This is a genomic window from Brevibacillus sp. HB2.2 (assembly GCF_013284275.1).
Taxonomy (GTDB): domain Bacteria; phylum Bacillota; class Bacilli; order Brevibacillales; family Brevibacillaceae; genus Brevibacillus; species Brevibacillus brevis_D.
This window is the reverse complement of the sequence record NZ_JABSUV010000015.1, coordinates 103,304-129,901: the sequence shown is the minus strand read 5'-3', so window position 1 is coordinate 129,901 and position 26,598 is coordinate 103,304. Positions and strand designations below refer to the sequence as shown.

The following is a 26,598-nucleotide window of genomic DNA, read 5'->3' as shown; positions in this document are numbered from 1 at the left end:
TCTAGCACTCCCCTCCGCCAACTTCGCCTATCTGTGCTTTCCCAATGTCAATCATAGCCAATGCTGCTAACAAAGACTGTCGAATGCTGAATGCACATCCCTTCTTCTTTTGTCGATCAACAATCATGTTTTCGTCACAGGCATACAAAAGTCGCTCTCCTTCCATTCTTACAAAGCTACTTCTCGAGACATTCTTTTCTTTTTATCAAATAGGAAGAAAGTTCTATATTCCATCACCTTTTGTTTTATTTGTAAGTATTTTCATGTTGGATACCGATACTATAAAATATTCACTTATACTTCCAAAATGAATGAAAAAGGAGTCAACAAAAGCTATGAATCGTTCATGGATTAGCATGGTAACAGCAGGCTCAATTGCCATTTCAACGGTAGCGGCAGGCTTGCCACTAGCAGCTCAAGCTAAAAGCACGCAGCAAACCCCATCCCAAGAGCCCATTGATTCGCAGATTGGTCATACACCCGTTCAGGAAAACATGTCGAAAGCACAGTTACGCCAAGCAGCCAAACAGGAGAAGTACAGCATCTCGCATCTGAAAACTTTGGACAATTCCGAGCTTGTTGAATTGTTGAAGGAAATCAGTTGGACGCAAATCCCTGAGCTGTTTACTTACAACGACGACACCCAGGAATTTTATGAGGATCGGGAGCGGGTACAGGCCATCATCGATGCGTTGCAAGAGAGTGGCAAGAACTTCACCAAGGATGACGAGCAGGGCATCCATACCTATGTAGAGGTTTTGCGTTCGGGGTATTACTTGGGGTACTACCATGATGAATTAAAGTATTTGATGGAGCCAAAGTATAAGCAAAAGATTATTCCAGCACTCCAAGCCATTACTGCCAATCAAAATTTCTCCTTCGGGACAAAGACTCAAAATGAAATCATTAGTTCAACAGGAAAATTAATTAGCAACACGACTGTTGATTCCGAGACAATCGGTACTCTGTCAAAAGTAATGGAAGACTTTAACGACAATCGGGATAAATGGTCAGATGATCGCGTAGCAAGCGAGGCCTTTTACAGCGTCCTTCAAGGTATTGGCTATGTTCTGATTTGGGGAGTAGATGATTCAGGAAGAGATGAGCTAAAAGGTAGCATCGACGCATTTCTCGACCCCATTTTTGACATGGCAGAAAATGGGGATACTTCCGCTGATCACGTATGGTTGACGAACAATGCCCTGTATTACACAGGGAAATTAGGTAGCTACTACAGTGATCCAGACAAAGCCAATGACATATTGACGAATGCGATGAAAACGTATAAAAAGATGAGCGAGCCGTACTTCACTGCGGCGCAACAAATCGCGGAAGCATATGGTGAGGATGCCAATGGCAAAAAAATCGATCTCGAGGAAATGGTAAAAGAAGGCAAAAAGCACTATCTTCCGCAGCAATTCACTTTTGATGACGGAGCCGTTGTGTTCAAAACGGGAGATAAACTCACAGAAGAACAGGTTGAACGCTTGTATTGGGCATCCAAGGAAGTGAAGGCACAATTTCATCGTGTCATCGGTAATGACAAGGAGCTAGAGAGCGGCAATCCGGATGATGTACTAACCATTGTCATCTACAATACGCCTGATGAATATAAAATGAATCGCTTCTTGTACGGATACGACACCGATAATGGTGGTATCTACATCGAGGGTACTGGCACTTTCTTCACCTACGATCGGACAAAAGAACAAAGCATCTACAGTCTGGAAGAGCTGTTCCGTCATGAATTCGTCCACTATTTGCAAGGCAGATATGAAGTGCCGGGTATGTGGGGACAAGGAAAGATATATGAAAACAGTCGCTTGCCTTGGTATGAAGAAGGCGGAGCTGAGTTTTTCGCAGGTTCTACCCGAACAGAAGGAATCAAGCCTCGCCAGTCAGTTGTAGGCAATATTCGAAATGCAGCGCCTTATCTCAATTACACTGCGGCCGATATGATGCATGCCAAATACGGAACTCTGGCATTCTATGACTACTCCTTCGCGCTTCAGTACCATCTATTCAAGAATGATTTTGCTCGTCTGGATAAAATCAATGATACGATCCGTTCCAATGATGTATCTGCTTATGATGACTTAATCGAAAAATTCAGCCGTGACCGCGCTCTTGAACGTGGCTATCAAGAAACAGTAGAAGATTTGATCGAACAGTATGAAGACTTGGATGTTCCTCTCGTTTCAGATGATTACCTACAAAAAGTAGACGTGACGAACAAAGAAGAGGTTTATCGTCAAATCGCAAAGGTTGCTTCTCTGGCCGATGTGAAAACAGATGAAAAAGACTCTGGAGATTTCCGCAGCTTCACGTTGCGTGGGATTTATACAGGTGGAGCTTCCCAAGGAGAATATCAAGATTGGCAAGAAATGAACCGCCTTACAGACGGATTCCTCAAGGAGTTATCGGATTTTTCCTGGAATGGCTATGACACGGTTACGAGTTACTTCACTAATTATCGTACGACAAAAGATGGACGCTTTGCCTATGATGTCGTGTTCCACGGGAAGCTGGCTCAAGAAGATGGCTCCGAAACGGAACAGCCAAATCCAAACCCAAATCCAGATCCAGATCCTGAAGAATCTTCCCTTTCATTAGGTAAGCCGATCACTGGTATCATTCATCCACAAAAACCGAGTCAGGAGTTCCGTCTCGATGTGAAATCAGCCCAACAGCTTCAAGTTGAGATGGAAACGAAGCAAGGAGATGGCGTGGCATGGCTTGTATTCCACGAGTCCGATAGAGAGAACTACACCTCCTATCCCACCAAGCGTGAAGGCAACAAGCTGATCGGATCATTCGATGCGAAACCAGGGACTTACTATGTGACTGCTTATACGTATCGTACAGAACAAGAGGACCAACCGTTTCGCTTATTGGTTACGGGGGAAGATCGCCCACAAGAGCAGCTCTATCAAGAAAACGAGAGCAATGATTCTACCGAGCAAGCAAATGGTCCATTAAAGATTGGCACGACTGTTTCAGGGGACATGAAAGAAAACGATTGGCAAGATATCTTTGCCTTCCAAGTAGATAAACCAGAAGAAATACATATTTCTTTAAACCCTCAAGAGGGACAAGGTGTGACTTGGATGCTATTCCATGAAGGAAATCTGGATCAGCCTGTCACGTACCCGCAAGAGCGGGAGGGAAATCTGCAAAGTGCCCATTATCAAGTAAAGCCAGGCCGTTACTTCTTGTATGTGTACAAATATCAAAATGAAGATATTGTGTATACGGTAGAGACCAAGCAGCGTTAATCAGCAAAACAAAAACACCCCCAAACGAGCTATCAAAATCGTTTGGGGGTGTTCGTTTCTCTCTTGTTTATACAGTTATCGGCGTTTTGTAATCCGCCCAGAACCCCCAACCTTCGTTCGTGGGGGCGATTTACTTTTCGGCGGGGAAAAGCTCGAACGTTTGGAAGAGAAAGAGTCACTCGAATTCGACGATTGACTGCTGGAAGAACGAATAATTTTGCCTGAACTACCGTTAGAAGATGAATCCGCCTTCTTCTTAAAAATGCTGCCGTCAGAACCTACCGTACCATCCGCGTTCTTCGCATTACCCCGTTTGAAAATACTGCCCGTACCCTCTTTGGTAATCGGCGGCGCTACTTTTTTGTCCTCGATTGTAGGCACGCGATACGTTCCGGAAGGCTTGTATATGTCCTTGCTAGAGTAGCCACGGTAGCTGCCCTTTGTACTTTTCTTAAGTCCGTCGAACAAATCATCCAGTACACTGGCTACAATATATCCCTGCAAAAACGAAGAATCGTAGTTTTGCCGGACGTACTCTTTGCTGTCGACCTCGATCAATGTATCTGTCGGCTTGGCAGCGTCTTGCTGCAAATGGTAGATCTCATCCGGATAAATGATGAACATATGCTGCGGATCTTCTTTGGAGATTTCATCTGGCGTATTATGTTCCGCCAGCTCCGAGGCTACTTCCGGTACAGTCTTGTCTTCCGCACGGTAGATGCGTGACGACTGTCCATTGTCCTTGGTGGAGACAGATTCAAGCGGATATGTCTCGCCAACCCCAGGGCTGCCACAACCCGCTAGCGTAAGGAGGAACAACGCCGGAATCAGTAGGAGCTTGATTGATTTCATCCATGGATTTGGCATGTACTTGTCCCTCCTCTCTATGTGCCGCGCAATACCTGCACGTCCGCTGGTAGAACACTTTCTCCCTCATAGAGCATGAAACGGCCATCCTGCCACTCGATCCGCAGCAATTGGCGTTGATCCGATTGGAATTGCCAAATGTACTGCTCCCCTGACGTGTGAAACGGCGCTTTTCCCACAGTCTGGATCGCGCCATTATATTGCTCCTCCAAATGGTAGGTGACGTCATCCATCTCGATTGTGGTCGGTACCTCGTCTATTGAATCCAGTCGTCCATCAATGACGCTATACAGATGATAGACGATCTTCTCCCGTTCCTCGATATACAGGTAGCGAATGGTCGTTCCATCCTGCAAGGTAAGCATCGTGGCTTTGCGACTCGCATTGCTCGCCTTCCCGATTACTTGATACGTAACGAGCGATACATCGACCACATCACCTGGTCCCACCGTCAGGATGCTCTTCTCCGGTGCAGGAGGCTCATGCTTGGCAAAAATGTTTTGGATTCGCTTCATCAAACTCATGCTGTACTCCCTTCCCTTTCACGTCTTACAGACATGCAGCCAAAATCAAGGCACCCACGAGATGGAATGAACCAGCCATCATGGCATGTGCCACCTTTCCTTCCTGCGTCCCTTTTTCCAGATCCAGTCCGGTTACTTGCTTTAACAGCCATTCCACGATTCTTTCCAAAAGGAATAAAATAATAAAGGAGACCACAGAAAAGAGCAGAGCTGTCCACAATGAGTTGGAGGTAATGATAGATTGCGATAAGATGTATCCTTGCGCAAACAGCTTCATAACAAAACGCGTCGTGACCGCGATGTTTCCATTTTTGATTTCCGTGATGTCCTTGTATTTCGTAAACAACGAATCGATCCACATCAAAACAAAAAGCAAAATGCCGCCGGCTCCTGTCCAAACCAGCATCCCTAGTATTTCTGTCCACGTCAAAGCGAATCACTCCACTTTCATCAAAGTGTATAAGGTCTGAAAAAAAGGGAAACCGCTTAAAGCGGTTTACCCCTCATATTTTTTCAACAGAGCAGCCAGTTCGTCCTCAACGGCTTGATCCTTATTCAGCTTCGCAATTTCATCATCTAAAGAGCTCTGCTTTTTGTAAATCTCGCCGCTGGCTTCTGCTTCTGCTTCCATTTGCAGTGCTTTTTCTTCCATGCGTTTCAAGCCAGACATAGCCGAGTTCGTGTCGAAGCTACCCATCGCCTGATTAATCGTCTTTTGTGCTTTAGCTGCATTGACGCGGGCAACCAATGTCTCACGCTTGTTTTTCAGTTCGGTAATCTGTTTTTTCATCTCAGCCAGCTTCTCGCGCAATCCATCGGCTGCCAGCTTGTTTTTCTCGTAGCTGTCCTTGTATTCGTTCATTTTTTGCTCGGCAGCTTTCTTTTCTTCCAGAGCCCGTCGAGCCAGATCAATGTTCTGTGCTTGTGCTGCGATGTGAGCTTGCTCATCACGCTTTTTCACCAAGGCTTCCTGTTCTTCATACAGCACCTTGAATTTCTTTTCCAATGCAATTTGAGCGGCAACCGCTTTCTCTGCTTCACTCAAATCTTCTTGCATATCACGCAAATACTGGTCTGTCATTTTGATTGGATCTTCTGCTTTCTCAATCAAAGCGTACAAATTGGACATGGTCAAATCACGCAGTCTTTTAAAAATGGACATGGATTATTCCTCCTTAAGTACGTGCTAGGCAGTTCGGCCTGAATTTGCCGTCCCCGTTATACATGTATTTACGATGGTTACGCAAGTAAGTTTCAACAATTTATTTTTTTATTGGCTCACCTTTACTTTTCGAGAGCGCGACCTGTATTTCGTTTCAAAAACGCATCTACAATAATACCTATTCGAAAGTAAGTTCGCCCGATTCTACACTTTTCCAAATAAGTTTTGCTTGAAATTGTGTTCCAGCCTGATGCTCAAGCTTCATTCTACCCGTTTTGCCTTTTTCAATGTACCCGTCCGATAGAGCCCCTCTTCATGTCGACCTTAAATTTGTACAACTGGAAGAGCTCGAAGCCCGAGTCGAGAACCCACTGATTCTTTGGGAGAGAGGTTCTGGTATTGCAACGATACTCAGTAAAACAAGCCCCTCTCTCCCTTTCCCTCAATCTCAATGGATTGAAGATCGCTTCTGGGTATGGGTGCATTACTGCGCCACAAAATTAGGGAGAGGCGAATTATTCGAATTAATCGATACACTAACTTTTATACGCAATGCAGTATTAGGTCCGTTGGTACTCATCCGCAACGGTCATTCCCCTCGAGGGGTTCGAAAGCTCGAGAAATACGCTCTCAAGGAACTGGAGGAACTAAAAGGAACGATTCCCATCCACAGCTTTGAAAGTTGCTACCACGCACTAAAAAATACGATCAAGATGTACCAACGACTACGACAAGGTTCTGAAATTGTACCTAGGAAGGAAGCAGAACGCGTTTCAATCGAGTTTCTTGACGGTATATATTCAGGACAATCCCAATAGTAACAACCCCTCCCTAACCTAGTGAAGCTAATAGTAACTAGCCTTGGGAGGGGTTTATTTTTATGAAAATGACTGATCTCTGGTCGTTGTATGAGGCCGATAAACGCATTCTTGTTAAAGGATATTACTTTGCTATGATAGACGATTATCCCAGAATGGACATTACCGGATACTGGAAGTCGATTCGCTACTTACTTCTAATGCTTAGCGAATGTTAAAATAAGGGAATTAGAGGGGAGTTAATTTGTTAGACAAAAGTAATGGAGACTAAAAACGTGCTAGCATACCACCACACTACTTAGCGTAGAAGGGAGATTACACCATGTCAGATGAGATCACAGTTCACCCCGTCGCCTGGCCACCTGCCCCGATCAAGACCGAGCGGCTCGTGCTCCGCCAGTCCGAGGCCCGGGACCGTGCGGCGCTGATCGACCTGTTCGCCTCACCAGAGGTGGGCACCTACGTCGGCGGCTCCCGACCACGTGACGAGCTCGAGCGCGCGCTGCCCGAGGTGCCCGGTCAGCGCTTCGGCTTTTTCGTGGTCGAGCTCAATGGAACAACGATTGGCATGATCACGCTCGATCGGCGCGACCCGGAGCGTAAGGGTCACATCCGTCCAGAAGGCGGGGAGCCTGGGCTCGGCTACATGTTCCTGCCGCAGGCGTGGGGACGGGGGTACGCCACCGAGGCATGCGCAGCGGTGCTCGCCTGGTTCGCCGACGCGCATCCCGGCGAGCCGGTGGTGCTCTCCACCCAGACCGCCAACGAGGCCTCGATGCGCGTCGCGGCGAAGCTGGGGTTCACCGAGGTAGAGCGGTTCGAGGACTACGGCGCCGAACAGTGGCTCGGCGTATGGTACCCGGGCACACCGTCCGATTGAGCTCATGCCCGACAGCGAGAAGCTTGTGCCAGTGCCTCCCGACTTCGCTGTCACCGGCCGCCCGCCCGTCTTGCCCTGATCGAATGAATAGCGTGGAGTTGCCGCAAGGACAGCTCCTATTTGATGTAATGGAAGTAACGGGCAGTTATGTTCAACAAGGGCGTTCAGATTCCCAGGGATGGAAGAGTACGTGCTTCCATTCACCTGTTCAACGACAGCACAGATGTGTAGAAATTTATTGAACTCCTCCCGGATCGTCCATCTCAGATGTAGAAGAAAATGGCTCTCCATGCTAGGTCAGTTTTTTTACCAGCCGCGGCATCGGATAGCCATTTTTTGCGGGGCTCTTCAAAGGCATGCTTAGATCATAGCGTAGCCGTATCCTTTTCTTTGCGTAAGAAAACCAAAGGTAGAACGATTAGAACGACAGAGATCAGTGTACATAGAATAGGGTAGCCAACATCTTCTGCGAGCTTTCCGAAAAAAGGAACCAGAACCGCCAAGATGATCGTCTTTATCATGGATGAATAAGAAAGTAGCGTACTGCGTGAATTCCCCGAGATTCGCTGATTCGTCATATTGATTAAGACAGGCTCGATGATGGAGTAAAAGAAGCTGATGAGAATCATACAGATGATCCCGGATAGTTCAGGCAGCAACGGAAGCATGAAAATACTCAAAGCCATCATGACGGTGAACAAGATAACCGTTGCTGTCCCTCCCAATCGTTTCTCCATGTGACAGGAGACGACGGAACCAAGAATACTTGTGCTTTGTATGAAAATAAATACAATGCCAAGCGATTCGATAGTCATTCCTTTCTCGTGTAGGAAAGGTGAAACAAATAAAAACGTAAAGCAAAAAGCGGGAACAGCCAGAATAGCAGAATAGAGCAGTACATTGCGCAAGCTCTTTCTCTTCCATACCTTTCTTGAGGTACTGAAAATGAAGTGGATGAGAGGTTCGCATTCTTTGTTTGTTCCCACCCCCGATTGTTTCGGTTCTTTGATGAGCGAGGCAACACACCCGGCAACAAAGGAGAGAATCCCACAAATAATAAACGGTAAACCAAGCGAGTAGGTAGCTAACCACCCGCCAATGATTCCGGCAAATGCAGTGGCAATACGCATCATTGCTAATTGATAGCTCACCGCTTTGGAAAATAGATTTTCTTTACCTTTCTCGTGTAGATAATCGTAGAGGAGTGCCTGGTCAGCTCCAGAAATAAAGCTCCCTCCCACGCTCCATACAATTTGCAGCAAGCAAAGAATCGGGAACCAGCCTGTGTATGCGTAGAGGATCATGGCAGGAGCCATTAATAAGGCTCCCATCACAAGAGAACGGGTGCGACCGAAACGATCTGCAACTATTCCAGCCGGTATCTCAGCCAAAGCGGCAGCTACCCAACCAAATCCCTCTACTATTCCGATTGTGGCCAGACTTAAGCCTCGTACCTGCTGTAAATACAGCACATAGATGGGAAGCCACAAATGAAATTTCGTAAAAAAGGAATAGATGAAAAGCATAAGCATATTGGAATCTAGCAAAGCATGATTTTTCATTCAGTCAAGCCTCACCCGACATAATAGTCGTAGACTGAGACGACTTCAAATCCTGTAGATTGATAGAGTGACAAGGCGTTTTGATTATCGACAGCCACTTCTAGGCTAATTCCTCCTATGTGTTCTCTTTGATTCAAGATTTCCACTGTCTGAGAGAGGATTTTTCTACCCAGCCCTTTTCCTTGGAGCCCTTTTTTTACGCAAAATCCTGAGATGAAAAACTCGTTATCCTCTTCGCTTACGGTAATCATCCCGACTGGTTCAGACTCGTACTGAGCCAGATACGTTTGAAAGGATGGCTCTGACAAATTGCGTGTAACTAGCGCAGTCATGAGCTCAGCTGTATCCTCAAAACCGCGTACGCCAATCTCTACCAGTGTCTGAAAATCATTCGTGGTGGCTGGGAAAAGCTGTAGACGGTTATCCGATTCCACAGCAGTTACGTGCGCTGTAGCGGAGTAATCCAGCTTGTATTCAGAGAATTGATAAGTGGCCGCTACGCCTTCTGCAAAAAAACTGGCTTCCTTGGACTTGCGATTGCTGACGAGTAAAATTTGCGTTACCTCACGCTTTTCACATTCAGCTTTTGCTTGTTCATACAGAGCGCGGAAGATTCCTTTGCGTCGATAGTCTGGATGAACCATTCCGCTGATCTCCACTTCTTTCGGACTGACAATCGCATACATACCGAGGAATCCAACCAGTTGCCCATCTTGGACGTACAGAAAATCATTCGTTTGTTCAGGTTGACGGTTTTGGAGCATCGATACGTTCAGGTTGACGGATAAATCAAATTCATCGTATGCCTCGCATATTTTTGCCAAATGGACAATCTGTTTCAACCACTCTTCCGAAAGCCCTTTTGCTATTACAAGTCCTGCACCGTTGTTAATTGTACTCATCGTCTCAACCTCCCATTAGTATGTGAGTAGAAAAAAGCCGTGGAGCTTTCAATCCCCACGGCAGTAGATAGCAAAAAAAACGTGGGGATATTCGATCCCCACGGCGGCAAACTAAACAAACTTGGCTACACCAAGCCTTTGACGCGTACATCGTTGCCATACAAAAAAACACGGGTAATCCCCGTGTTTTAGGCACAGCTAAGAGAACCTGCTAGATAAACTAGGAGGATTTCACGTACGCCAGATGGGGAAATGGAATATGATTGCATACTGAAATAGAACTCATGTATGTCATTGTCATGTTCCCCACCTCCATTATTGTTGCAAAATCAATAACTACCTTCAATTATACGTGAAGTACCGAAGTCTTACAATTGTTTTTTTCAACGTGTAAGAAAGTTTAAGTCCTTAACCATGTTAAGGCAATTTTGCTTGAACTTTTTGGATCACACAAACCTTCTGCTAAAACGCGGTCGTTCCTCGTTGAAAAGTCCTCAATAAAGTTTTTTACCCTTGCTTTCAAGATCCCTAGTTCCCGCATTCTTCGCCGTTAGCCATTGATCTGCCCACAGACCTGATCAATTGTGTTTCTATTAATGGATATCCAGTCGGTGAAGGCCATCACTCCAAAGAATTATTGCCGGCACCCCCTAATGACTGCTTGCAGTCCACAGCATCGCTAATGATGCGAGATCTTCTTTTGTCCCAACCAGCCTAAACATGGTTTCCACAAGTAGGGGGTGAACAGTTTTAGCGACGGGATGAGATCTATTTTGAATAAACAAATTGGTGATTTACGTGTCACAAAAAATTACTGTTCGAAAGTAAGCTCGCCCGATTCTACACTTTTCAAAATAAGTTTTGCTTGAAATGGTGTTCCATCCTGACGCTCAAGCTTCATTTTACCCGTTTTGCCTTTTTCAATGAGTGCTTTAATCTGCGTATCCGTCAGCATACGCCCGTAATTCTCTTTCCATATAACGAATTTACAGCCCACGTTGTAATTCGAACATCCGTAACCTTTGCGTCCCATGAAAATGGAGCCTCCGCAACCCGGTCGTGGACATTTGGTGATGATACTCGAAGTTGTAGTAGCGGTCTTTGCTCCGCTTCGAGTTGAAGCCCTTGTTGTTGCAGTACTGCCACCTGATTTACCTGTACTTCGCCCGCCAGTTCGTCCTCTTGTTTTCGAAGATCCTTTTTGCGTGGTACTCTCACTCTCAAACAAGGTCTTCTCAGCACGAGATTGTACGCGAACCTTTTCTACGATCATCGTAGCGAATTTCTTCACATTCTCCATAAATTGCCCGTCGGCGGCGGTTCCTCGGGAGATCTCATTTAAGCGACGCTCCCAATGCCCCGTCATTTCAGGAGAGGTTAAAAGTTCGATACCTGCTCCCCTAATCAATTCGATAACGGTACGGCCTTTTAGCGTAAGTTGAACCTTTTTCCCCTGCATCTCCACGTATCCGACCTTTTTCAGCCGTTCGATGGTAGCAGCACGAGTTGCCGGAGTTCCCAGTCCAGATTCCTTCATCGCATCACGCAATTCCTCGTCCTCGATTTGCTTGCCTGCGCTTTCCATGGCCTTTAGAAGCGTTCCTTCCGTAAAATGCTTGGGCGGCTGTGTTTCTTTTTCCTTTACCATCGCATCCGAGCATACTACGCTGGCATCGGATTGAATGATAAAAGGCTCGTTCACTTCAATCTCTTCTTTATCCTCTTCTTCTTTGGCCGTACCTTTTCCATTCTTGGGCTTTTCCTTCTGCTGGTCGGCATAAATAATCTTCCAACCGAGACTTTTCTGTTCTTTCACCGACGTTCTGAAAAACTCATTTTCCACATCGGTTATGACCGTATGCATCTTATATTCTGCTGGCGGATAAAACTGCGACAGAAAGCGGCGAACGATCAAATCATATAACTTCTGCTCATCTGGCGTAAGTCCTGAAGCCTTACGATTGGTCGGCAGGATAGCATGGTGGTCATCTACCTTTGCCGGATTACATATAAATTTGTTGCCTTTATGAACCAAACTACGGTTTGCACCCTTTACCAGAGCGTCATATCCAGTTCCTTGCAAGGACGACAGGGTGTTGTGCATTTCGGGAATATTTTGCTCTGTCACATAGTTGGAATTCGTTCTCGGGTAAGAAATCACCTTGTGTTTTTCATAGAGAGCCTGTGCTACGTCCAAGGTTTTCTTGGCGGAAAAACCGTACTTGCCATTGGCCTCACGTTGCAGCAATGTCAGGTCATACAGCTTGAATGGATACTCCTTGGTATCCTTTACTTCGTAGGAGGCAATCCGCCCTTGTTTTCCTTTCACTTTACGCGCCAACATTTCTGCTTTAGCTGGATCGGTTAAGCGATCACCTTGCCAAAGACCCTTGTACGTCCTCTCCCCCTGCGAAAAATGCCCTTCGACTTGAAAAAACGTAACCGAGGAGAAAGCCTCAATCTGTTTCTGTCGATCATAAATGAGAGCAAGGACAGGGGTCTGTACTCGTCCAACAGAGAGGAGCACGTTATGTTTGGTCGTAAATGCACGTGAGCCATTCATCCCGATTAGCCAATCAGCTTCACTACGAGCTTTTGCTGCTCTCGTTAAGTTTTCATAGGCTGCGGCATCCTTCATTTCTGCGAATCCTTTCCTGATCGTTTCAGGGGTCAAGTCCGAGATCCACAGTCTTTTAACGGGTTGCTTCAATTTTAGATGTCGCTGAATGAGGGAAAAGATGTGTTGACCTTCCCTCCCGGCATCGCATGCATTAATCAGCAAATTGCTTCGTTTGGCCAACTGCCCGATTATTTTTAGCTGATCGATTGTTTTCCGATTGGGTACTAGCTTAAACGGCTCGGGAATGATAGGAAGATCATTGATGTTCCACTTTTTATATTTTTGGTCGTACGCCTCCGGTTCTGCCAGTTCAATTAAGTGCCCGATTGCCCACGTAATGATATATTTTTCACCTTCTAAATAGGTGCGGTTATTTTTCGCTTTAGGATCTATTGCGGCGGCAATATTTCGTCCCATGTCAGGTTTCTCCGCAATAATTAGTGTCTTCAAATGATAATCGCTCCTTCTAAAACTCTCTAAGCCTGTCGAGGTTCGGTCTAACGTTCTGGATTCCTCTCTATTTTACTACAAGTTAGCCAAGTAATCTCGTCCTGGCTGCGACAGCCCACTCGATTTTTGCCAACGCCTGGCAATGCGCCTCATTCATCTCTGCTGCAAAAGCTGTCTCCTCCATTCGTGTCAGCACATGCCATACATCGCTCTTGTTTTTGTACCAATCTAACGCCTTTGGTGGCTCATGGTGGATAGGTCTCCAAACTTGACGCAGCGTTGGGGAAAACAGCCGCTTTGCCCCTTGGCGCAGCTGACAGTTCATTAGCTTTACCTGATAAGACGTACCAGGAACTGTATCATGCACATCGTGAAAAAGATGGGGCCAATAATCTTTTCGCGAACCTGTGTGTGGCTGTTGCAATGCCCAAGCGTACGCTGCCTCCTGCCTATTCGCACCCCCGAACAGCAGATTGTACAGCCTTTTTCCCAAGCCGATTCTCTCTGGTAAGGAGGCAAAATGAAACACTCGCTCCCCCACGAGCTGCAAGATGCTTCTCTGCTCATCGACCACTTTCCGCTGGGGAAACAAGATCAAATTCAGTTGCAAAAGCTCCTGGAGAGCAAACGGGATGGTGCGGACAACTGAATTTTGATAGCTTGAGTCTTTCATAAGCTGCTCTTCCAAATAGTTTTGTTCATTGATGATCAAAGCAATGGCGAGCAGCTCTTTATCTGTGGTCTTCCAAAAATGATTCCAGATCGCCTGCATGAACGTAGAGACGCCCAGATGGGGCAGTAAATAAAAAAGGTTGGTCTGTCGCCTAACACTCTCTTCATACAGTAACAATTGAGGGTACGCATCGTGAAAAATCAGCCAGTTTCCCCGCTCCAAAAACGAAAAATAATCCTGCTGCTCTTTTGTCCGAAGCAAGCGAGGCAATAATTCTCCCCGCAAATCAGTCATACTCCATCCCGCATTGCGCGATACGAGATGTGCCAATAGCGCCCAGTGAACCTGTGGATGCTTTTGATAAAACGACAAATAAGCGCGCGTTCTGTCTATGTTGTCACGGTTGTGGGCGTGTGTCTCCTGTTTGATCTGCTCTACCGTTTTTTGATCCTGTGCTGGCAATGGTGCTGTCGCCGTACGGACTTTCCCCAGATTCATGGCAAGCGGCAGACGTGATGCGTATTGGTACCACGACAAACCCATCGATGCTCTTCCCCCTCTCTTCCTCAGGCGCCGTATTTTATCGGGAGGTGAATGAGTTGCGTGAAGTCCAGCAAGAAATCAACCGCATTCAAGCCTTTTTGTTACAGCGCCAACAAGAGGATGGCACATGGCGCTTTTGTCTGGAAAGCTCACCGATGACAGATTCTCACATGATCATCCTATTGCGCACGCTGGGGATTCATGATGAGCGTTTGGTGGAGAAGCTCACTGCTCACATCACGTCTCTCCAACACGATAATGGGGCATGGAAGCTGTATCCCGACGAGAAGGAAGGCCATCTGTCTACGACCATTGATTCGTATTACGCTCTGCTGTTATCAGGCAAATATACGAAGAACGAGCCGAGAATGGCTCTGGCTCGCTCGTTTATTTTGGAAAAGGGTGGGCTGACACAAGCAAACATGCTGACCAAATTTGCTACAGCCTTGACTGGCCAATACCAGTGGCCCTCGCATTTTCTCGTTCCCGTTGAGATTGCTCTCTTACCCCCGAGCTTCCCTGTCAGCTTTTACGATTTTGTCGGGTATGCACGTGTCCATCTTGCCCCCATGATGATTGTGGCTGATCGCAACTATGTAAAAAAGCCTGACAATGCACCAGACTTGTCCGATTTATACGCAGATACACCTATCTCTCGCGGTCTATATCCGCATCGATTCCTTGAGAATTTCCTCAAAGAGGGACAATCGTTTCTCGCTACCATCCACGATTCCTTGCAGCAGCTCCCCTTTTTACCCGGACAACTACACAAGCTCGCTCTACGTCGCCTGGAACAATATATTCTTGCGCGAATCGAGCCGGACGGTACGCTGTACAATTATTCGACCTCCACCTTTTTCATGATATTTGCGCTGCTTGCACGGGGGTTTTCTCCGAAAGACCCCCTCATTCAAAAAGCGATGCAGGGGCTTACGAATAGTGTCTATGATTATAAAAACGGTGCACACTTGCAGCTAGCTACTTCAGCCGTCTGGGACACAGCGCTCTTGACTTCTTCGCTGCAAAAAAGCGGACTTTCTCCCACGCATCCCGCGATTCAAAAAGCAAACCGCTACCTTCTCCGAAAACAGCAGCATACGTACGGTGACTGGAAAATTCGCAATCCAAATGGAAAGCCTGGCGGTTGGGGATTTTCTGATTACAACACCATGAACCCGGATATTGATGATACGACAGCTGCTCTGCGCTCTCTCCGCCTGCTGGCCCGTACGGATGTGACAGTAGCAGCCGCTTGGAAACGCGGTCTCGAATGGCTATTATCCATGCAAAACGACGATGGAGGCTGGCCTGCTTTTGAACGAAATACAGATGCTGATTTCATTCGCCACCTGCCCATCGAAGGGGCCAATACCGTCAGTACAGATCCGTCCTCTGCCGATTTGACAGGGAGGACCTTAGAATTCCTCGGAAACTATGCCGGACGAACATTGACTGACCTGCATGTAGAAAAAGGAGTCCGCTGGCTTCTCAAGCATCAAGAATCAGACGGCTCCTGGTATGGACGTTGGGGAATCGCTTACCTATACGGTACTTGGGCTGCCATTACCGGGCTGATGGCGGTTGGCTTTTCCCCTACTGATCCCGCCATCAAAAAAGCAGTGGCGTGGCTGGTTGCCAACCAAAATCCCGACGGCGGCTGGGGGGAATCTTGCCAAAGTGACCTAAAGAAAACGTACGTCCCCCTCGGAGCAAGCACTCCCTCGCAAACAGCATGGGCAATCGATGCACTGATAGCCGTGTCATCTAAGCCGACGGCAGAGCTGCAACGAGGGATTCACTATTTGCTCACTCACAATCAAGCAAATGACTGGACGACTCGCTACCCGACTGGCGGGGGACGCCCTGGAGGCACTTACTTTGCTTATCACAGCTATCGTTGGATTTGGCCGTTGCTGACTCTCAGCCACTATCAGGCCAAATACGCGAATGCGTAAAAACCGCCGCTACCCTCTTCGCAAACCAAGGTCTAATGGCTGGAGAGGAACCTGGGGGGAATAAATCACGGAATGTGGCGGCGTATCAAAAATAGAGAAGCAGGAAAGTACATCGGTGTCCCCAATCAGCACAATCGACGACTTAGTTACTCCTCCAAAGCTGAAATCACCGACGTCTATTTTTTTATTCGTCACCTTCATATTCATAGAACTTTTTCTCCTTTTCCTAAACTCGCGCCTATCCATACATCGTATGCTACTCACATGAGTTCGGTCGCAAAAACAGGTATGAACACCCAATGGCCTACGACATACAATACAGAGAGGATCTCTCCCAAAAGGATGTGCCGAACATGCCAGCATTCGTTGGAGTCATCAATGTAAACAACGTGGGCGGCGTTTTCAATGTCGGAGACGTCCGTAAAATCGCACCTACCACTTATGCCAAAACCTTCGCGGGTGGAGGATCATTCAATTCTGGTACCAATCTGTCCTTTAAAATTCCACGTAGCGTCGTCTACGTCAATGAACAATCCGATAATGATATCCCGCTTTTTGTAGAAGAAACGAACGATTTCAGGGCAAAGGGACGCGATTTCGCATGAATTTTTTTGTGACGCAACATATCGTAATCAATTCGCTCAAGATCGAAGGCATAAGCAACTCTTCCGTGTGCCAAATAGGAAGCGCTGGGATTATTAAGCCCGTATCCAAGCTGTACAACACCGGCGGATACACAGAGCCAGCTCCACAGGTGGGGCCACTGCCCAGAACCAGTTTGGAAGAATTCGTGCCCCTCATTCCATTGGTTCAGCCTTCACTCATACGCCCAGGTTTTTTTTCACGGCTTGGCTAATTCGTTGTATGCTAGATGAAGAAGGATGGTCGTCATGTACATGGATCCCGAAATGATGAAGTATCTTCAACAGTTACATGACTATATACAATTGCAAAACAATAAGATCGAGAATTTGAAGCAAATGATTGAACAGCTACAGCAAGATGTAAATGATCTCAAGGAAAAACAGATTCCTTCCGTCATCAAAAACGAGTACAAATTCGATCTGCTAAAGGTCGAGCGACTGGAAGGGACTCTCAATATCGGTTTAAATCCAAAAGGAAATGATGCAGGAATCGGTGATTTTTCCATCAATCAGTCGATGGATATCCCTAATCCGCATCAAAGCAATCCCCCACTTTTTGCCCGTGTCCAGAAAGAAATTTATCAATACTTAGAGTCAGATGCCTACCTCGTTCTTGAAAGAATCGAGACAGAGTGCAATTATCCACTCGATAACAATTATCGAGCGTTTATCTTGGATGACATTAAAAAGCAGATCGATCAACGGATTAAGTATTATCTGAGCGAGCTTTCGACCGATGAACTAGAACCAGAGCAGCTCGATGTTTTCGTACAAAATACCGTCCAAAAAGTGAAACGGGATATCGACAAGACCTGCGAAACATTCCTGAAAAATTTGCCTCGTGAGGTGAACGAACCATGATGAGGTATCAAGTGATAAACGAAGCCATTTGTGTAAAGAGGGTCTCCGTCAGTGCTCTCACTTCTACCGCTTCCTTGTTTATTGGGGACACACAGACAGTAGACCTTAGAGCGATTTATGAAACGCCACCCGAAAAAATGATTGTCGGAGCCACGATCCCGATTGATACTGCCATACCTGCTTCATAAGGAGGATGTCACCATGTACCGAAGGACCAGTCATGTCCATAAGCTGGATGTTCTCTCGGTCGATACCTCATCTGTTCTGCAAATAGGTGATTCCCGGCAGATTGATGCTGTCACGAACATATTAGCCGTCCAACGTGAGCAGGCCATCTTCTATGAAAATGAATTTATGTTTGAGAATTACTCGGCCTTTTCCGTTCCTTTAACTCCCCCTAGTCTCTCAGATACGATTTGCATCGATACGTTCCACGACTGCCCGTACATTTTCATTCGAAAAGTGGAAGTCCCTTTCGTCGCAGGATCCTCTGTCGTCCATGTTGGTTCGAACGAATCCATAAAACTCGAAACTCGAGTCGTAAATATTCGTCACATTTTCCGAGAAGAGCCAAAAACTGGAGGGAGGGAGTAAGCTTTGCCTTCTGTCATTGGAGCTGTCAATATCAATAACAATTCAGGTACCGTTAACTTCGGAGACACCCTCAACATATCGCCAAAAACAGCCGCCAAGACATTCTCCGGTTCAGGAGGCGGCAACACAGGTAACGTCGTAAATACGCTCAATGGTGTCAACGCAACCAATACTTTGGACCCCAATGTCGTCGATCAACCGATGTTTGGGAACATCTAATCCTTGCAGTGTTAATGTTTTTTCATTGACACTGTTTTTATTTTGGCCAAAAAGCGAAACAAAAAAGGAGGCACGAGGCCTCCCTGACTACAATATTTCAATATACCCTTCTGTTCCATGCACGCGAATTCGTTGTCCGTCTTTTATCAGTGTTGTAGCCTTTTCCACGCCGACAACAGCTGGTAAGCCATATTCACGCGCGATAACTGCTCCATGGGTCATCAGTCCTCCAACTTCGGTGACTAGACCTTTTATGGATACAAACAACGGTGTCCAGCCAGGATCAGTAAAGGAGGTGACTAATATATCGCCATCTTCTAAATCAGCATCTTCCATATTTAAGATGACGCGTGCTCGCCCCTCTATGACTCCGGTTGAAACAGGTAGACCTACAAGCGCATTAGCTGGCAGATTTTCTCGCTTGTACTGACCAACAATAATTTCACCATCAGACGTAATTACACGTGGGGGAGTCAGTTTTTCAAAAAACTTGTACTCATCTTTTCGTTTGTTGATGATCTGATCATCCAATTTATTTGTGCGTACGACCTCATGAAGCTCTTCAAAAGTGAGATAGTATATATCGTCTTTTTCATGAATGACCTTTGTTTGTACGAGTTGTTCAGCTTCTTTCAGTAAAGCCTGCTTATAAACGAAGTAGCGATTCATCATGCTGTACTTTGGATATTCTCGATAGCCGATGAAATTCCGGATGAGGTCGATCATTTGTTTGGTTTCTTTTGCTTTTTGTTCACCATCCGGTAATTGCATGAGTCGCGCTAATAGCTCACGTTCTTTTTCCAAAGCTTCCTGTCGCCCTTGTTCGAATTTCCGTTTGCCAGCATTCGGTTCAAAGTTTTTGATGTTACCTAGAATCATGGGGACAAGCATGATTGGTTTTTCACTCCAACGCGTTTTCGTTATATCGATTTCTCCCGAACATCGCATCCCGTATTTCGTGAGATAGGCATAGATTGCGTCTTGCGTCTCCTGTCCACCTTCAAACTGAATCAGTTCATGTAAAAAGTTATCATCTTTGACATGCTGTAAAAAATCAATGACTTCTGGATAAGGACGAACGATATCCGCAACCTCCATGAGCGCCAGACCCATTTCCGAAGTAATATTGTTTGGCACAGATTGAGAAAGCGTGTCGGCTACGTTTTTTTCCCCCAACCACTCGTTTATTTTTTCATTGATCCATTTTGAAGCGTTCATCGCAGCCGTAATCACACCTATGTTTTGTGGATCAAATAAAATCTTCCTTAATTGCTGGATGTCTTCCCGAATAAAATCAAATAAGTCCGGTCCTGATTTCGTTTGGATGTTATGCCTTACCTCTTCGATCGATCTTTGCGTACGCTTTATCAAATCAGAAACAATTGTCGGATCGTTTTCGAATTGTTCTTGAAAACCCCAAAACGACATGCCTTTATTGCTTTTATCGGGATTCTGTTCTATTTTGAACGATTGTATAAAATCGCCACGCTCTATGATGGTCATAAGTGCATCTTTGATAAGCGGATCGGATTGTCCCAGGGTATCTAATATAGTTTGTCTGCTGTCAGGTGAAGCCAACATTTTTGTAACATCAACAAACAATCTTCCACCTGCTCTGCTCATCGGTGCAGGAGTCGTTAACAGAAAAAAAGACAGCCCCAATGGCTTCATGGGGTCGGTCATCATTTGTTGATGGCCAACAGATACATAGACGTGATTTTCTTGATCATTCGCTTCAGGGATCGGGTATAAAGTCGTGATCGGCCGACTCTGGACAATATAAAAGGTGTCATCACCGAAACACCATTCGATATCTTGCGGGGACCCAAAATAAGCTTCGATCTGTCTTCCAATGCGTGCCAGTTGTAATATTTGTTCATCGGCTAGTGTTTGCGTCTTTTGCTGATCAGGACCGATCTGCTTTGTCTCTGTTCCGCCTTCTTTTCGTCCATAGATAGCCAATTTTTTGGTCGCTATCCGCTTATCGACGATTTCTGCTTCCCGCACTTTATAACAATCAGCGGAAACCAGTCCAGAGACCAGTGCCTCTCCAAGTCCAAAACTGGCATCGATGGATAGCAACTTCCGATTGGATGTAATAGGATCAGCGGTAAATAAAATCCCGGAAGCCTGTGGGAAAACCATCTTTTGAACGATAACGGATAAATAAACGTGACTGTGGTCAAATCCATTTTGCATACGGTAGATGACCGCGCGATCCGTAAAGAGGGAAGCCCAGCATCTGCTGATGTGCTGCAAGATTGCTTCTTTGCCAATGATATTTAAATAGGTGTCTTGTTGACCGGCAAAAGAGGCATGTGGTAAATCTTCAGCTGTCGCACTAGAACGTACTGCATAAGCATGCTCCTCTCCAAATTGGGAGAGATAGTGAGTAACGGCTTTCACAACATCGGAAGGAATCTCTGCTTCCATAATACTCTCTCGAATCTTCCTGCTGATTTCTCCAACTTGTTCTCGGTCTTGTACTGTTAACATGGTTAGTTGATCCAACAATGCATGATACATGTCGTTTGATTCGACCATCTTTTGATATCCCACTGTTGTCACGCAAAATCCCTCTGGTACTTGTATTCCTTGAATTTTTGATAATTCCCCTAAATGTAACCCTTTTCCGCCAACGAGCAAAAGCTGCGTCTTTTTCATTTCCTGAAAACCGAGAACCAAAGAACTCATTCAATATCTCCCCTAACCATTCAAATGAGAAAAAACATTTGACAAGAGTTCAGCAGCATGATACGATTATGATATAAGATGCAATAATTATGATCACACAAGCAATAACAGGCGTGATCTGATTATATCATCGCGTCTGTTTATGTGCAATAAAAAGAACCTGGCGGAAAAATCCAGGTTCTTTTTTGATGTTTCGACTACACCTGCTGTTACAAGCTCGCCTTAAATGTTGTTTTTCCTTCGTTCGCAGCCCCACCACGCATCAAATAGATTTCTAACAATCCGTCCTGATATTGGGCCCTCATCCCTTTTGAACTGACGGAAACCGGAAGAGCCAGCTTTCGATAAAAGGGGCCGTAGCTTCTTTCCCCTTGTGTACGAATCCCCTGGTGCTCATTCCCCTTGATGATCCCCTTGACCTCCAACCACCGTTGCTCGGAGAGAGTAATCTCCAGACTATCGCGATCGAAGCCCGGCAGTTCACAGGAAACAATGACCATTTGCTCTGATTGGAAGATATCCGAGACTGGGGAAAAATGCGAATCGTCAGCCTGCACGAATCGCATCGGTTTTTCCTTCGTCTTTTTTTTTCTCTTTTTCACGGGTGGTACAGTTGGCGCGGCGTCAGCGGCCGTTTTTTGTGCAGCTTGCTTATTAAGCGTCGCGATATTCTCCCAAAAGTTTGTATCCAGCACCTGTCCCATCTGGCTCAATGCTTTCCACGGGTGATCAGGGTTAAAACCGAGCTTGGACAAACTTTCGGATGCTTTTTGCAACTGCTTCATGGTCTCTTGCAGATTTTTCATCACGTACACACTCCCCTTCCCAGCAGAGGCAAGACAGTCTATGTATGATAGAATATGTTCTTTTGCCTGGGGGGTGTGCTCAAGATCATCCAGTTTGCCCGATGTCAGCACTATCTGTCGCCGGTGCAGGCGGAGCCAAAATATCTGGTGGCGGCATATTACTATCCGTCGGCGCAGGATTGAGTTCGCCATTGCCATCTGGAACAGTTGGTGGTGTTACAGGCTCCTGTTTCGGTTCTGGATTAGTTTTTGGTGTTGTCGCTGGTTTTGGTGTTTTTGGCTGTTCTTTTGTCCCTGTTGTAGACTTAGGATTTGAAGCTGGCGTTCTCTTCTCCGCTTTCATTTCGACCTTTGCTACTTCTGCTATAGCTGCATCACTGAGCGTTTCGCCCGGTCCGGCTACACCCACTTCTGTTTGCAGGGCAGTTCGGACCGCTTGCATGTTTTCCCTCGGCCACAAGGAATAAGGAGAACTCCAGATCGCCCCATTATTCAATGTAACCATGTTGCTTGACGAAAAGCTGGCAAAATCGAGTGCCAATCCTTTAATTTGGTCTGTCGAGAGGTCGGTTTTGATATGCTTACCAACGGTATCCAGCACAGCTGTCAAACTCGTTAATCCATCCATCGACATGCTCTTTTCTGCCACGGCACGAATCACCTGCTGCTGTCTACGGTTGCGATCGAAGTCGCTCGAGTTGTAAGCGTCTCCACGTCTGTCGATGCGATGACGGACGAAGCCGAGTGCCTGCTCGCCGTTCAATACTTGTTTCCCTTTTTTCAAATTGCGGTATACACCTTGCTTCGGCAATTCGTATACGAGATCTCGATCTACGTCAACCGTAATGCCACCTAGCTTGTCAATGACCGCTGTAAAGCCTTCAAAGTCAAGCTGCACATAATGCTCAACCGAGATCCCCAGCATGTGATTCAACGTTTTTTTAAGCATCGTCATGCCATTTTCTGTGACAGGCTTCCCTTTGAATTCTGCATCTTTCCTAATATTTTCCCCTAATGCAAATACTTCATTGACCTTGTGATAGCCTGGATAGCCTGGGATTTGAACGCGGGTATCACGGGGCAACGATACCATGCTCAGCTTTTGCGTAACCGGATTGGCGACTGCGACGACCAGAACATCTGTGTTCAACATGCCGATGTTTTTGCGCGTATCCACCCCGACAATGACAAAGGCGATTGATTTCTTTTGCTCATACGGCTTTTCAACAACAGGTTGATCCGGCAACTTGTAAGGGTCGGCTGTTACAACATCTAGGGTCTTGTCTAACTGGTTAAGGGCGAAGCCTGCTCCTACGGCCAACAAACAGAGGAATAAGCAACCCGCCAAGAGCAGATACATCCGCTTGCTTCGCTGGCCACGCTTCATCCGTTTACGCGGCTGTTTTGCAGGAGCTTGAGGCTTGTCATTCTTGGCTTGCACGTTCGGTTCACTCCTTTTTCGTATCACGGGGTCCATAGTGCTTTGGGCTTTTCATTTTTCAATATATTCTGGAAAACTTTCGCCTCATTTTACCACAATCTTCCGTTAAAATGTAGAATCCTGCCGATTCAAATCGAGCGGTTTTCCCTTTGAGTTCTTGCACTTGCGAATCGAAACAGGTAGTCTAAAACTGAGGAAAATCGGATAGATGAATAAGGGAATCGGAGGGACTTGAGAGTGGAACACATACAGGTGCTGATCGCAGGTGGCGGCATCGCAGGGTTGTCCGCAGCAATATGGTGCCAACGATTAGGTCTTTCTTGTCTTCTTATCGAAAAAACGGATAGACTCGGCGGCCAACTGCATCACATTTACAACGAGATTACCGACTTTCCGCCCCTTGTATATGACCAGGGAGCTGCCCTTGTAAAGGTATTGATCGAACATCCTTTCATCCAGCAGCAAAACATACGATTCAACGAAACCATTCTTTCCATTGATCAGGAAACGAAACAGGTGACCACTTCAAAATCCGTTTATCGTGTCGACTATTTACTCATTGCTACAGGCGTTGGTTGGAATGAAATCCCGACCCTAGCTGGTTGTCCGAGCGTCCTGTCGCCTTGGTTTTCTACAACTGCCCAAGCGCACACCATCGCCGGGCAAGATATCGCCGTAATTGGCGGAGGAGATCGTGCATTAGAGAGTGCTGCGAATTTGAGTTTACATGCCCGACAGGTCTATCTGTTGGTTCGGAGCAAAAAGTGGCGTGCTCGGCCGGAGTGGCAAAAGAAAATCACAGGCCTCCCCAACATTCAAGTCCTGTGGGAAACACAAGTTAGCGACTATCAGGACGTAGAGGCACGGACTGTTTTGTCACTCAACTCTACGCGAGAAGGAAATCCGGAGACGATCGTAGTCGATTGGATTTTGCCACGAATTGGCGTTCATGGAAACACAGCCGGTCTCAAAGGCTTGGACACGTTTGGCGATGAATATTTGCAAACCGATTCGTATCAACGAGTCAACTCTCCATGGATATACGCAGTCGGAGACGTGAGCAATGGTGCCGCTTATGCGAGTTTGTCTCTAGCAGTTGGTCAAGCGATGAAGGCGGTCAAACATATTTCCTTGCAAATCCAAAACACCAAATCAATGAGCCTGTAGAAGGAGAGCATTGCATGTACGCTTTTAACGACGATTTCGGCTTACCTGTCAAGCTAACCTTTTCCCCAGAAGAATATCGTAACCACCAAGCCGGTCACGTGCTGATCTTTGCTTTTTATCAAGGTAAGCTGTTATTTACGCGCCATCGTAAACGCGGTGTGGAGCTACCAGGGGGAAAAGTAGAACCGGGTGAAAGCAGCCTGGCAGCAGCAGTGCGTGAGGTCTATGAAGAAACTGGCGCCATTCTGGAAGGGATTGAGCGCATCGGACAGTACACCATCGACGACTCGATGCGAAAAGACATTTATATCGCCAAGGTAGCGCATTATACAAACCAGCCAAGTGGCTCCGATGTGCTTGCCACCATTGTGTTTGCGGATATCCCGCGGGATGTAAAAGGCAATCAGGAGTTTAGTCGCATTTTGCAAGATGATGTGTATCCGCTCGCACTCGAACGAGCTTTGCGTCATCCGTTCGCTGAGTCCTAGCCATCATAAACAGGCTTGTCCCTACCGGTCTCCGACATTGTATTCGGTGAGACTGACCGGCAGAGACAGCCTGTTTATTGTTTTTCCTTTTCCTTCTTTCCCGACAACACACGCTTGACGAGCTCATTTGGGTCAAAACCATACCTTTCGATGGCTCTCTCACGTTGTTCCTCATGTACCGTTTCCGGTTCAATTCCCAATACCTCTGATAGTTGCCGCCACGCTTTCGTCTCGCTATCTTTTGTCCCCTGTCCTTGCTGCTCGACCTGCTTGGGCTTCAAGAAAAAGATCGCAACTACTGCGAAAACGAGCGATAAACCTGCGATCGATAGAAACATGACCGTTCGGGAAATTCCGAGCAACCAGGTAAAAATAGGCGGGCCAATTGCAACACCGATAAAACGGACACCGCTATACAAAGAAGTAATCATGCCCCGCTCTGTTTTTTGTACAGCCCCAACGATCATGGAGTTCAAGCACGGTAAAATCATCCCCGTCCCCACGCTGCCGATGACCAAAATACCAATCAAAATATAAGCCCCTTGGACAAAGCTGGCCAGAACGTAAGACGTAGCCAACAAAAACATGCCGATTATCACAAACAGACGCATCAGCTTCAGCTTCTTTTTAATGATGATTCCTGTCACGTATGCCGCTATACTCATTACGAGTAAGGGAATCGCCAAAAAGAAGCCTTTGATGACACCATCAATCTTGTATTTTTCCTCCAATAAATCAGAGAGGTAAAACAGTACACCAAACAACGTGAACAAGCAGATGCTCCCTATAAAAAACGCGGGGACAAGCCATTTTCCATGCTGCTTGAACACTTGCGCGATCGAATGCATGTACTGCTTGACGGGGAGCGGCTTCTTCTCCTGTTTCTTTTCCTTGGTCAAAAATAAAAACATCAGGAGGACGACCCCACAAATAATCGGAAAAGCTAAAAAGACCATGTACCAAGAAATGAGAGCTAGCAAGGAGCCAATAATCGGACTTAATACTTTTCCCATCCCATTGGATGTCTCCAAGAGCCCCAATGCCCTACTCTCCGATGCGCCATCGAACAAATCCCCTACCAATGCCATCGCGATGGGGGCTGTTCCGGCGGCACCGATCCCCTGCAGGACACGCCCCCCCATGATGGCCATATAAGGTTGATCGATCCACAACGCGGCAAGCCCTGCGACCAAACCACCCAAACCATACAGGGCAAGGGAGAGGATAATGACAATTTTTCTCCCAAATCGATCCGACAAATAGCCGGCAAAAGGGATAACAATACCTGCTGCAATCGAAAAAGCGGTGATCAACAAGCTCGACTGTAAGGAAGTGAGCTTCATTTCCGTTTTCATTGTAGGCATTACAGGGATCAGCATCGAGTTGCCAAGCACCATCACTAATGGAACCCCGACAAGCCCAATTAGGTTTTTCGCATTTTGTGCCATACGAA

Annotated in this window: 24 protein-coding genes; 11 read left to right on the top strand and 13 right to left on the bottom strand. The window is 46.4% G+C overall.

What is annotated here, in order from left to right; genetic code table 11:
- The first annotated feature begins 335 nt into the window (after positions 1-335).
- Complete coding sequence (locus tag HP401_RS13440; protein ID WP_254457067.1) at positions 336-3,275, top strand: collagenase; 2,940 nt, start codon at positions 336-338, stop codon at positions 3,273-3,275.
- A 75-nt stretch (positions 3,276-3,350) separates the two neighbouring features.
- Here HP401_RS13440 and HP401_RS13435 read toward each other — a convergent pair whose 3' ends face one another.
- The 4 genes from HP401_RS13435 to HP401_RS13420 form a co-directional block, all read right to left on the bottom strand.
- Positions 3,351-4,142 (bottom strand): DUF4247 domain-containing protein, encoded by a 792-nt coding sequence (locus HP401_RS13435; RefSeq protein ID WP_173605336.1) that lies wholly within the window; start codon positions 4,140-4,142, stop codon positions 3,351-3,353.
- Positions 4,143-4,159: 17 nt separating this feature from the next.
- On the bottom strand, positions 4,160-4,666 hold the full coding sequence (locus tag HP401_RS13430; RefSeq protein WP_016740757.1) for a DUF4178 domain-containing protein: 507 nt from the start codon (positions 4,664-4,666) through the stop codon (positions 4,160-4,162).
- A 25-nt stretch (positions 4,667-4,691) separates the two neighbouring features.
- The gene (locus HP401_RS13425; protein ID WP_015892053.1) at positions 4,692-5,096 is read right to left on the bottom strand and encodes a DUF350 domain-containing protein; all 405 of its coding nucleotides are present in this window, start codon (positions 5,094-5,096) and stop codon (positions 4,692-4,694) included.
- A 66-nt stretch (positions 5,097-5,162) separates the two neighbouring features.
- Positions 5,163-5,828 (bottom strand): PspA/IM30 family protein, encoded by a 666-nt coding sequence (locus tag HP401_RS13420; protein WP_015892054.1) that lies wholly within the window; start codon positions 5,826-5,828, stop codon positions 5,163-5,165.
- 1,140 nt (positions 5,829-6,968) lie between these two features.
- Between HP401_RS13420 and HP401_RS13415 the strand changes: the two genes are divergently transcribed.
- Positions 6,969-7,526, top strand: coding sequence for a GNAT family N-acetyltransferase (locus tag HP401_RS13415; protein WP_137028144.1), 558 nt, complete (start codon positions 6,969-6,971; stop codon positions 7,524-7,526).
- Between the two features lie 365 nt (positions 7,527-7,891).
- On the opposite strand, the gene HP401_RS13410 is transcribed toward HP401_RS13415, so the two are convergent.
- The 4 genes from HP401_RS13410 to HP401_RS13395 all read right to left on the bottom strand — a co-directional run bounded on the left by HP401_RS13410 (position 7,892) and on the right by HP401_RS13395 (position 14,276).
- Positions 7,892-9,088: an MFS transporter gene (locus HP401_RS13410; protein ID WP_173605335.1), complete on the bottom strand. Its 1,197-nt coding sequence runs from the start codon at positions 9,086-9,088 to the stop codon at positions 7,892-7,894.
- Between the two features lie 11 nt (positions 9,089-9,099).
- The gene (locus HP401_RS13405; protein ID WP_173605334.1) at positions 9,100-9,990 is read right to left on the bottom strand and encodes a GNAT family N-acetyltransferase; all 891 of its coding nucleotides are present in this window, start codon (positions 9,988-9,990) and stop codon (positions 9,100-9,102) included.
- A gap of 811 nt (positions 9,991-10,801) precedes the next feature.
- Positions 10,802-13,060: a type IA DNA topoisomerase gene (locus tag HP401_RS13400; protein WP_173605333.1), complete on the bottom strand. Its 2,259-nt coding sequence runs from the start codon at positions 13,058-13,060 to the stop codon at positions 10,802-10,804.
- Positions 13,061-13,142: 82 nt separating this feature from the next.
- Positions 13,143-14,276, bottom strand: a complete 1,134-nt coding sequence (locus HP401_RS13395) for a DUF2515 domain-containing protein (protein WP_173605332.1) — start codon at positions 14,274-14,276, stop codon at positions 13,143-13,145.
- Here HP401_RS13395 and shc point away from each other — a divergent pair.
- Positions 14,249-16,231 (top strand): squalene--hopene cyclase, encoded by a 1,983-nt coding sequence (gene shc, locus HP401_RS13390; protein WP_173605331.1) that lies wholly within the window; start codon positions 14,249-14,251, stop codon positions 16,229-16,231. The genes HP401_RS13395 and shc overlap by 28 nt on opposite strands.
- Before the next feature lie 9 nt (positions 16,232-16,240).
- Here the strand turns inward: shc and HP401_RS13385 are convergent, their stop codons facing one another.
- Complete coding sequence (locus HP401_RS13385) at positions 16,241-16,438, bottom strand: hypothetical protein (RefSeq protein WP_172140172.1); 198 nt, start codon at positions 16,436-16,438, stop codon at positions 16,241-16,243.
- A gap of 146 nt (positions 16,439-16,584) precedes the next feature.
- On the opposite strand from HP401_RS13385, the gene HP401_RS13380 reads away from it, so the two are divergent.
- From HP401_RS13380 to HP401_RS13355, 6 genes are read left to right on the top strand one after another with little or no spacing between them, the layout of a single operon-like run.
- On the top strand, positions 16,585-16,836 hold the full coding sequence (locus HP401_RS13380; RefSeq protein WP_016740748.1) for a spore germination protein: 252 nt from the start codon (positions 16,585-16,587) through the stop codon (positions 16,834-16,836).
- A complete protein-coding gene (locus HP401_RS13375; protein WP_016740747.1) occupies positions 16,833-17,087 on the top strand; it encodes a spore germination protein GerPB in 255 nt (84 codons plus the stop codon). Before HP401_RS13380 ends, HP401_RS13375 begins: the two co-directional genes overlap by 4 nt.
- Positions 17,088-17,121: 34 nt before the next feature.
- On the top strand, positions 17,122-17,736 hold the full coding sequence (gene gerPC / locus HP401_RS13370; protein ID WP_173605330.1) for a spore germination protein GerPC: 615 nt from the start codon (positions 17,122-17,124) through the stop codon (positions 17,734-17,736).
- Complete coding sequence (locus tag HP401_RS13365; RefSeq protein WP_173605329.1) at positions 17,733-17,924, top strand: spore gernimation protein; 192 nt, start codon at positions 17,733-17,735, stop codon at positions 17,922-17,924. The genes gerPC and HP401_RS13365 overlap by 4 nt, the downstream gene beginning before the upstream one ends.
- Positions 17,925-17,937: 13 nt before the next feature.
- A complete protein-coding gene (locus tag HP401_RS13360) occupies positions 17,938-18,330 on the top strand; it encodes a spore germination protein GerPE (RefSeq protein ID WP_172140170.1) in 393 nt (130 codons plus the stop codon).
- A 3-nt stretch (positions 18,331-18,333) separates the two neighbouring features.
- Positions 18,334-18,549 (top strand): spore germination protein, encoded by a 216-nt coding sequence (locus HP401_RS13355; RefSeq protein WP_007717765.1) that lies wholly within the window; start codon positions 18,334-18,336, stop codon positions 18,547-18,549.
- Between the two features lie 87 nt (positions 18,550-18,636).
- Here HP401_RS13355 and ppsA read toward each other — a convergent pair whose 3' ends face one another.
- The 3 genes from ppsA to HP401_RS13340 form a co-directional block, all read right to left on the bottom strand.
- Complete coding sequence (ppsA, locus tag HP401_RS13350; RefSeq protein WP_173605328.1) at positions 18,637-21,243, bottom strand: phosphoenolpyruvate synthase; 2,607 nt, start codon at positions 21,241-21,243, stop codon at positions 18,637-18,639.
- A 209-nt stretch (positions 21,244-21,452) separates the two neighbouring features.
- A complete protein-coding gene (locus tag HP401_RS13345) occupies positions 21,453-22,049 on the bottom strand; it encodes an Hsp20/alpha crystallin family protein (protein ID WP_173605327.1) in 597 nt (198 codons plus the stop codon).
- A gap of 85 nt (positions 22,050-22,134) precedes the next feature.
- Positions 22,135-23,490: an LCP family protein gene (locus tag HP401_RS13340; protein WP_173605326.1), complete on the bottom strand. Its 1,356-nt coding sequence runs from the start codon at positions 23,488-23,490 to the stop codon at positions 22,135-22,137.
- 237 nt (positions 23,491-23,727) lie between these two features.
- Here HP401_RS13340 and HP401_RS13335 point away from each other — a divergent pair, with 237 nt between their 5' ends.
- Both HP401_RS13335 and HP401_RS13330 read left to right on the top strand, forming a co-directional pair.
- A complete protein-coding gene (locus HP401_RS13335) occupies positions 23,728-24,657 on the top strand; it encodes an NAD(P)/FAD-dependent oxidoreductase (protein WP_173605325.1) in 930 nt (309 codons plus the stop codon).
- A 14-nt stretch (positions 24,658-24,671) separates the two neighbouring features.
- Positions 24,672-25,145 carry an NUDIX domain-containing protein gene (locus HP401_RS13330; protein WP_173605324.1) on the top strand — a complete coding sequence of 158 codons (474 nt, stop codon included), beginning with the start codon at positions 24,672-24,674 and terminating at the stop codon, positions 25,143-25,145.
- A 74-nt stretch (positions 25,146-25,219) separates the two neighbouring features.
- On the opposite strand, the gene HP401_RS13325 is transcribed toward HP401_RS13330, so the two are convergent.
- Positions 25,220-26,593 carry an MFS transporter gene (locus HP401_RS13325; protein ID WP_173605323.1) on the bottom strand — a complete coding sequence of 458 codons (1,374 nt, stop codon included), beginning with the start codon at positions 26,591-26,593 and terminating at the stop codon, positions 25,220-25,222.
- Positions 26,594-26,598 lie beyond the last annotated feature (5 nt).

Bases quoted from the DNA above. Each gene is read 5' to 3' on its own strand.
- gerPC (WP_173605330.1), top strand. From the start codon at position 17,122: ATGTACATGGATCCCGAAATGATGAAGTATCTTCAACAGTTACATGAC.
- HP401_RS13345 (WP_173605327.1), bottom strand. From the start codon at position 22,049: ATGAAAAATCTGCAAGAGACCATGAAGCAGTTGCAAAAAGCATCCGAA.
- HP401_RS13415 (WP_137028144.1), top strand. From the start codon at position 6,969: ATGTCAGATGAGATCACAGTTCACCCCGTCGCCTGGCCACCTGCCCCG.
- HP401_RS13385 (WP_172140172.1), bottom strand. From the start codon at position 16,438: ATGAATATGAAGGTGACGAATAAAAAAATAGACGTCGGTGATTTCAGC.
- HP401_RS13380 (WP_016740748.1), top strand. From the start codon at position 16,585: ATGCCAGCATTCGTTGGAGTCATCAATGTAAACAACGTGGGCGGCGTT.
- HP401_RS13410 (WP_173605335.1), bottom strand. From the start codon at position 9,088: ATGAAAAATCATGCTTTGCTAGATTCCAATATGCTTATGCTTTTCATC.
- HP401_RS13440 (WP_254457067.1), top strand. From the start codon at position 336: ATGAATCGTTCATGGATTAGCATGGTAACAGCAGGCTCAATTGCCATT.
- shc (WP_173605331.1), top strand. From the start codon at position 14,249: ATGCGTATTGGTACCACGACAAACCCATCGATGCTCTTCCCCCTCTCT.
- HP401_RS13420 (WP_015892054.1), bottom strand. From the start codon at position 5,828: ATGTCCATTTTTAAAAGACTGCGTGATTTGACCATGTCCAATTTGTAC.
- HP401_RS13330 (WP_173605324.1), top strand. From the start codon at position 24,672: ATGTACGCTTTTAACGACGATTTCGGCTTACCTGTCAAGCTAACCTTT.
- HP401_RS13360 (WP_172140170.1), top strand. From the start codon at position 17,938: ATGTACCGAAGGACCAGTCATGTCCATAAGCTGGATGTTCTCTCGGTC.
- HP401_RS13435 (WP_173605336.1), bottom strand. From the start codon at position 4,142: ATGCCAAATCCATGGATGAAATCAATCAAGCTCCTACTGATTCCGGCG.
- HP401_RS13430 (WP_016740757.1), bottom strand. From the start codon at position 4,666: ATGAGTTTGATGAAGCGAATCCAAAACATTTTTGCCAAGCATGAGCCT.
- ppsA (WP_173605328.1), bottom strand. From the start codon at position 21,243: ATGAGTTCTTTGGTTCTCGGTTTTCAGGAAATGAAAAAGACGCAGCTT.
- HP401_RS13405 (WP_173605334.1), bottom strand. From the start codon at position 9,990: ATGAGTACAATTAACAACGGTGCAGGACTTGTAATAGCAAAAGGGCTT.
- HP401_RS13395 (WP_173605332.1), bottom strand. From the start codon at position 14,276: ATGGGTTTGTCGTGGTACCAATACGCATCACGTCTGCCGCTTGCCATG.
- HP401_RS13375 (WP_016740747.1), top strand. From the start codon at position 16,833: ATGAATTTTTTTGTGACGCAACATATCGTAATCAATTCGCTCAAGATC.
- HP401_RS13365 (WP_173605329.1), top strand. From the start codon at position 17,733: ATGATGAGGTATCAAGTGATAAACGAAGCCATTTGTGTAAAGAGGGTC.
- HP401_RS13325 (WP_173605323.1), bottom strand. From the start codon at position 26,593: ATGGCACAAAATGCGAAAAACCTAATTGGGCTTGTCGGGGTTCCATTA.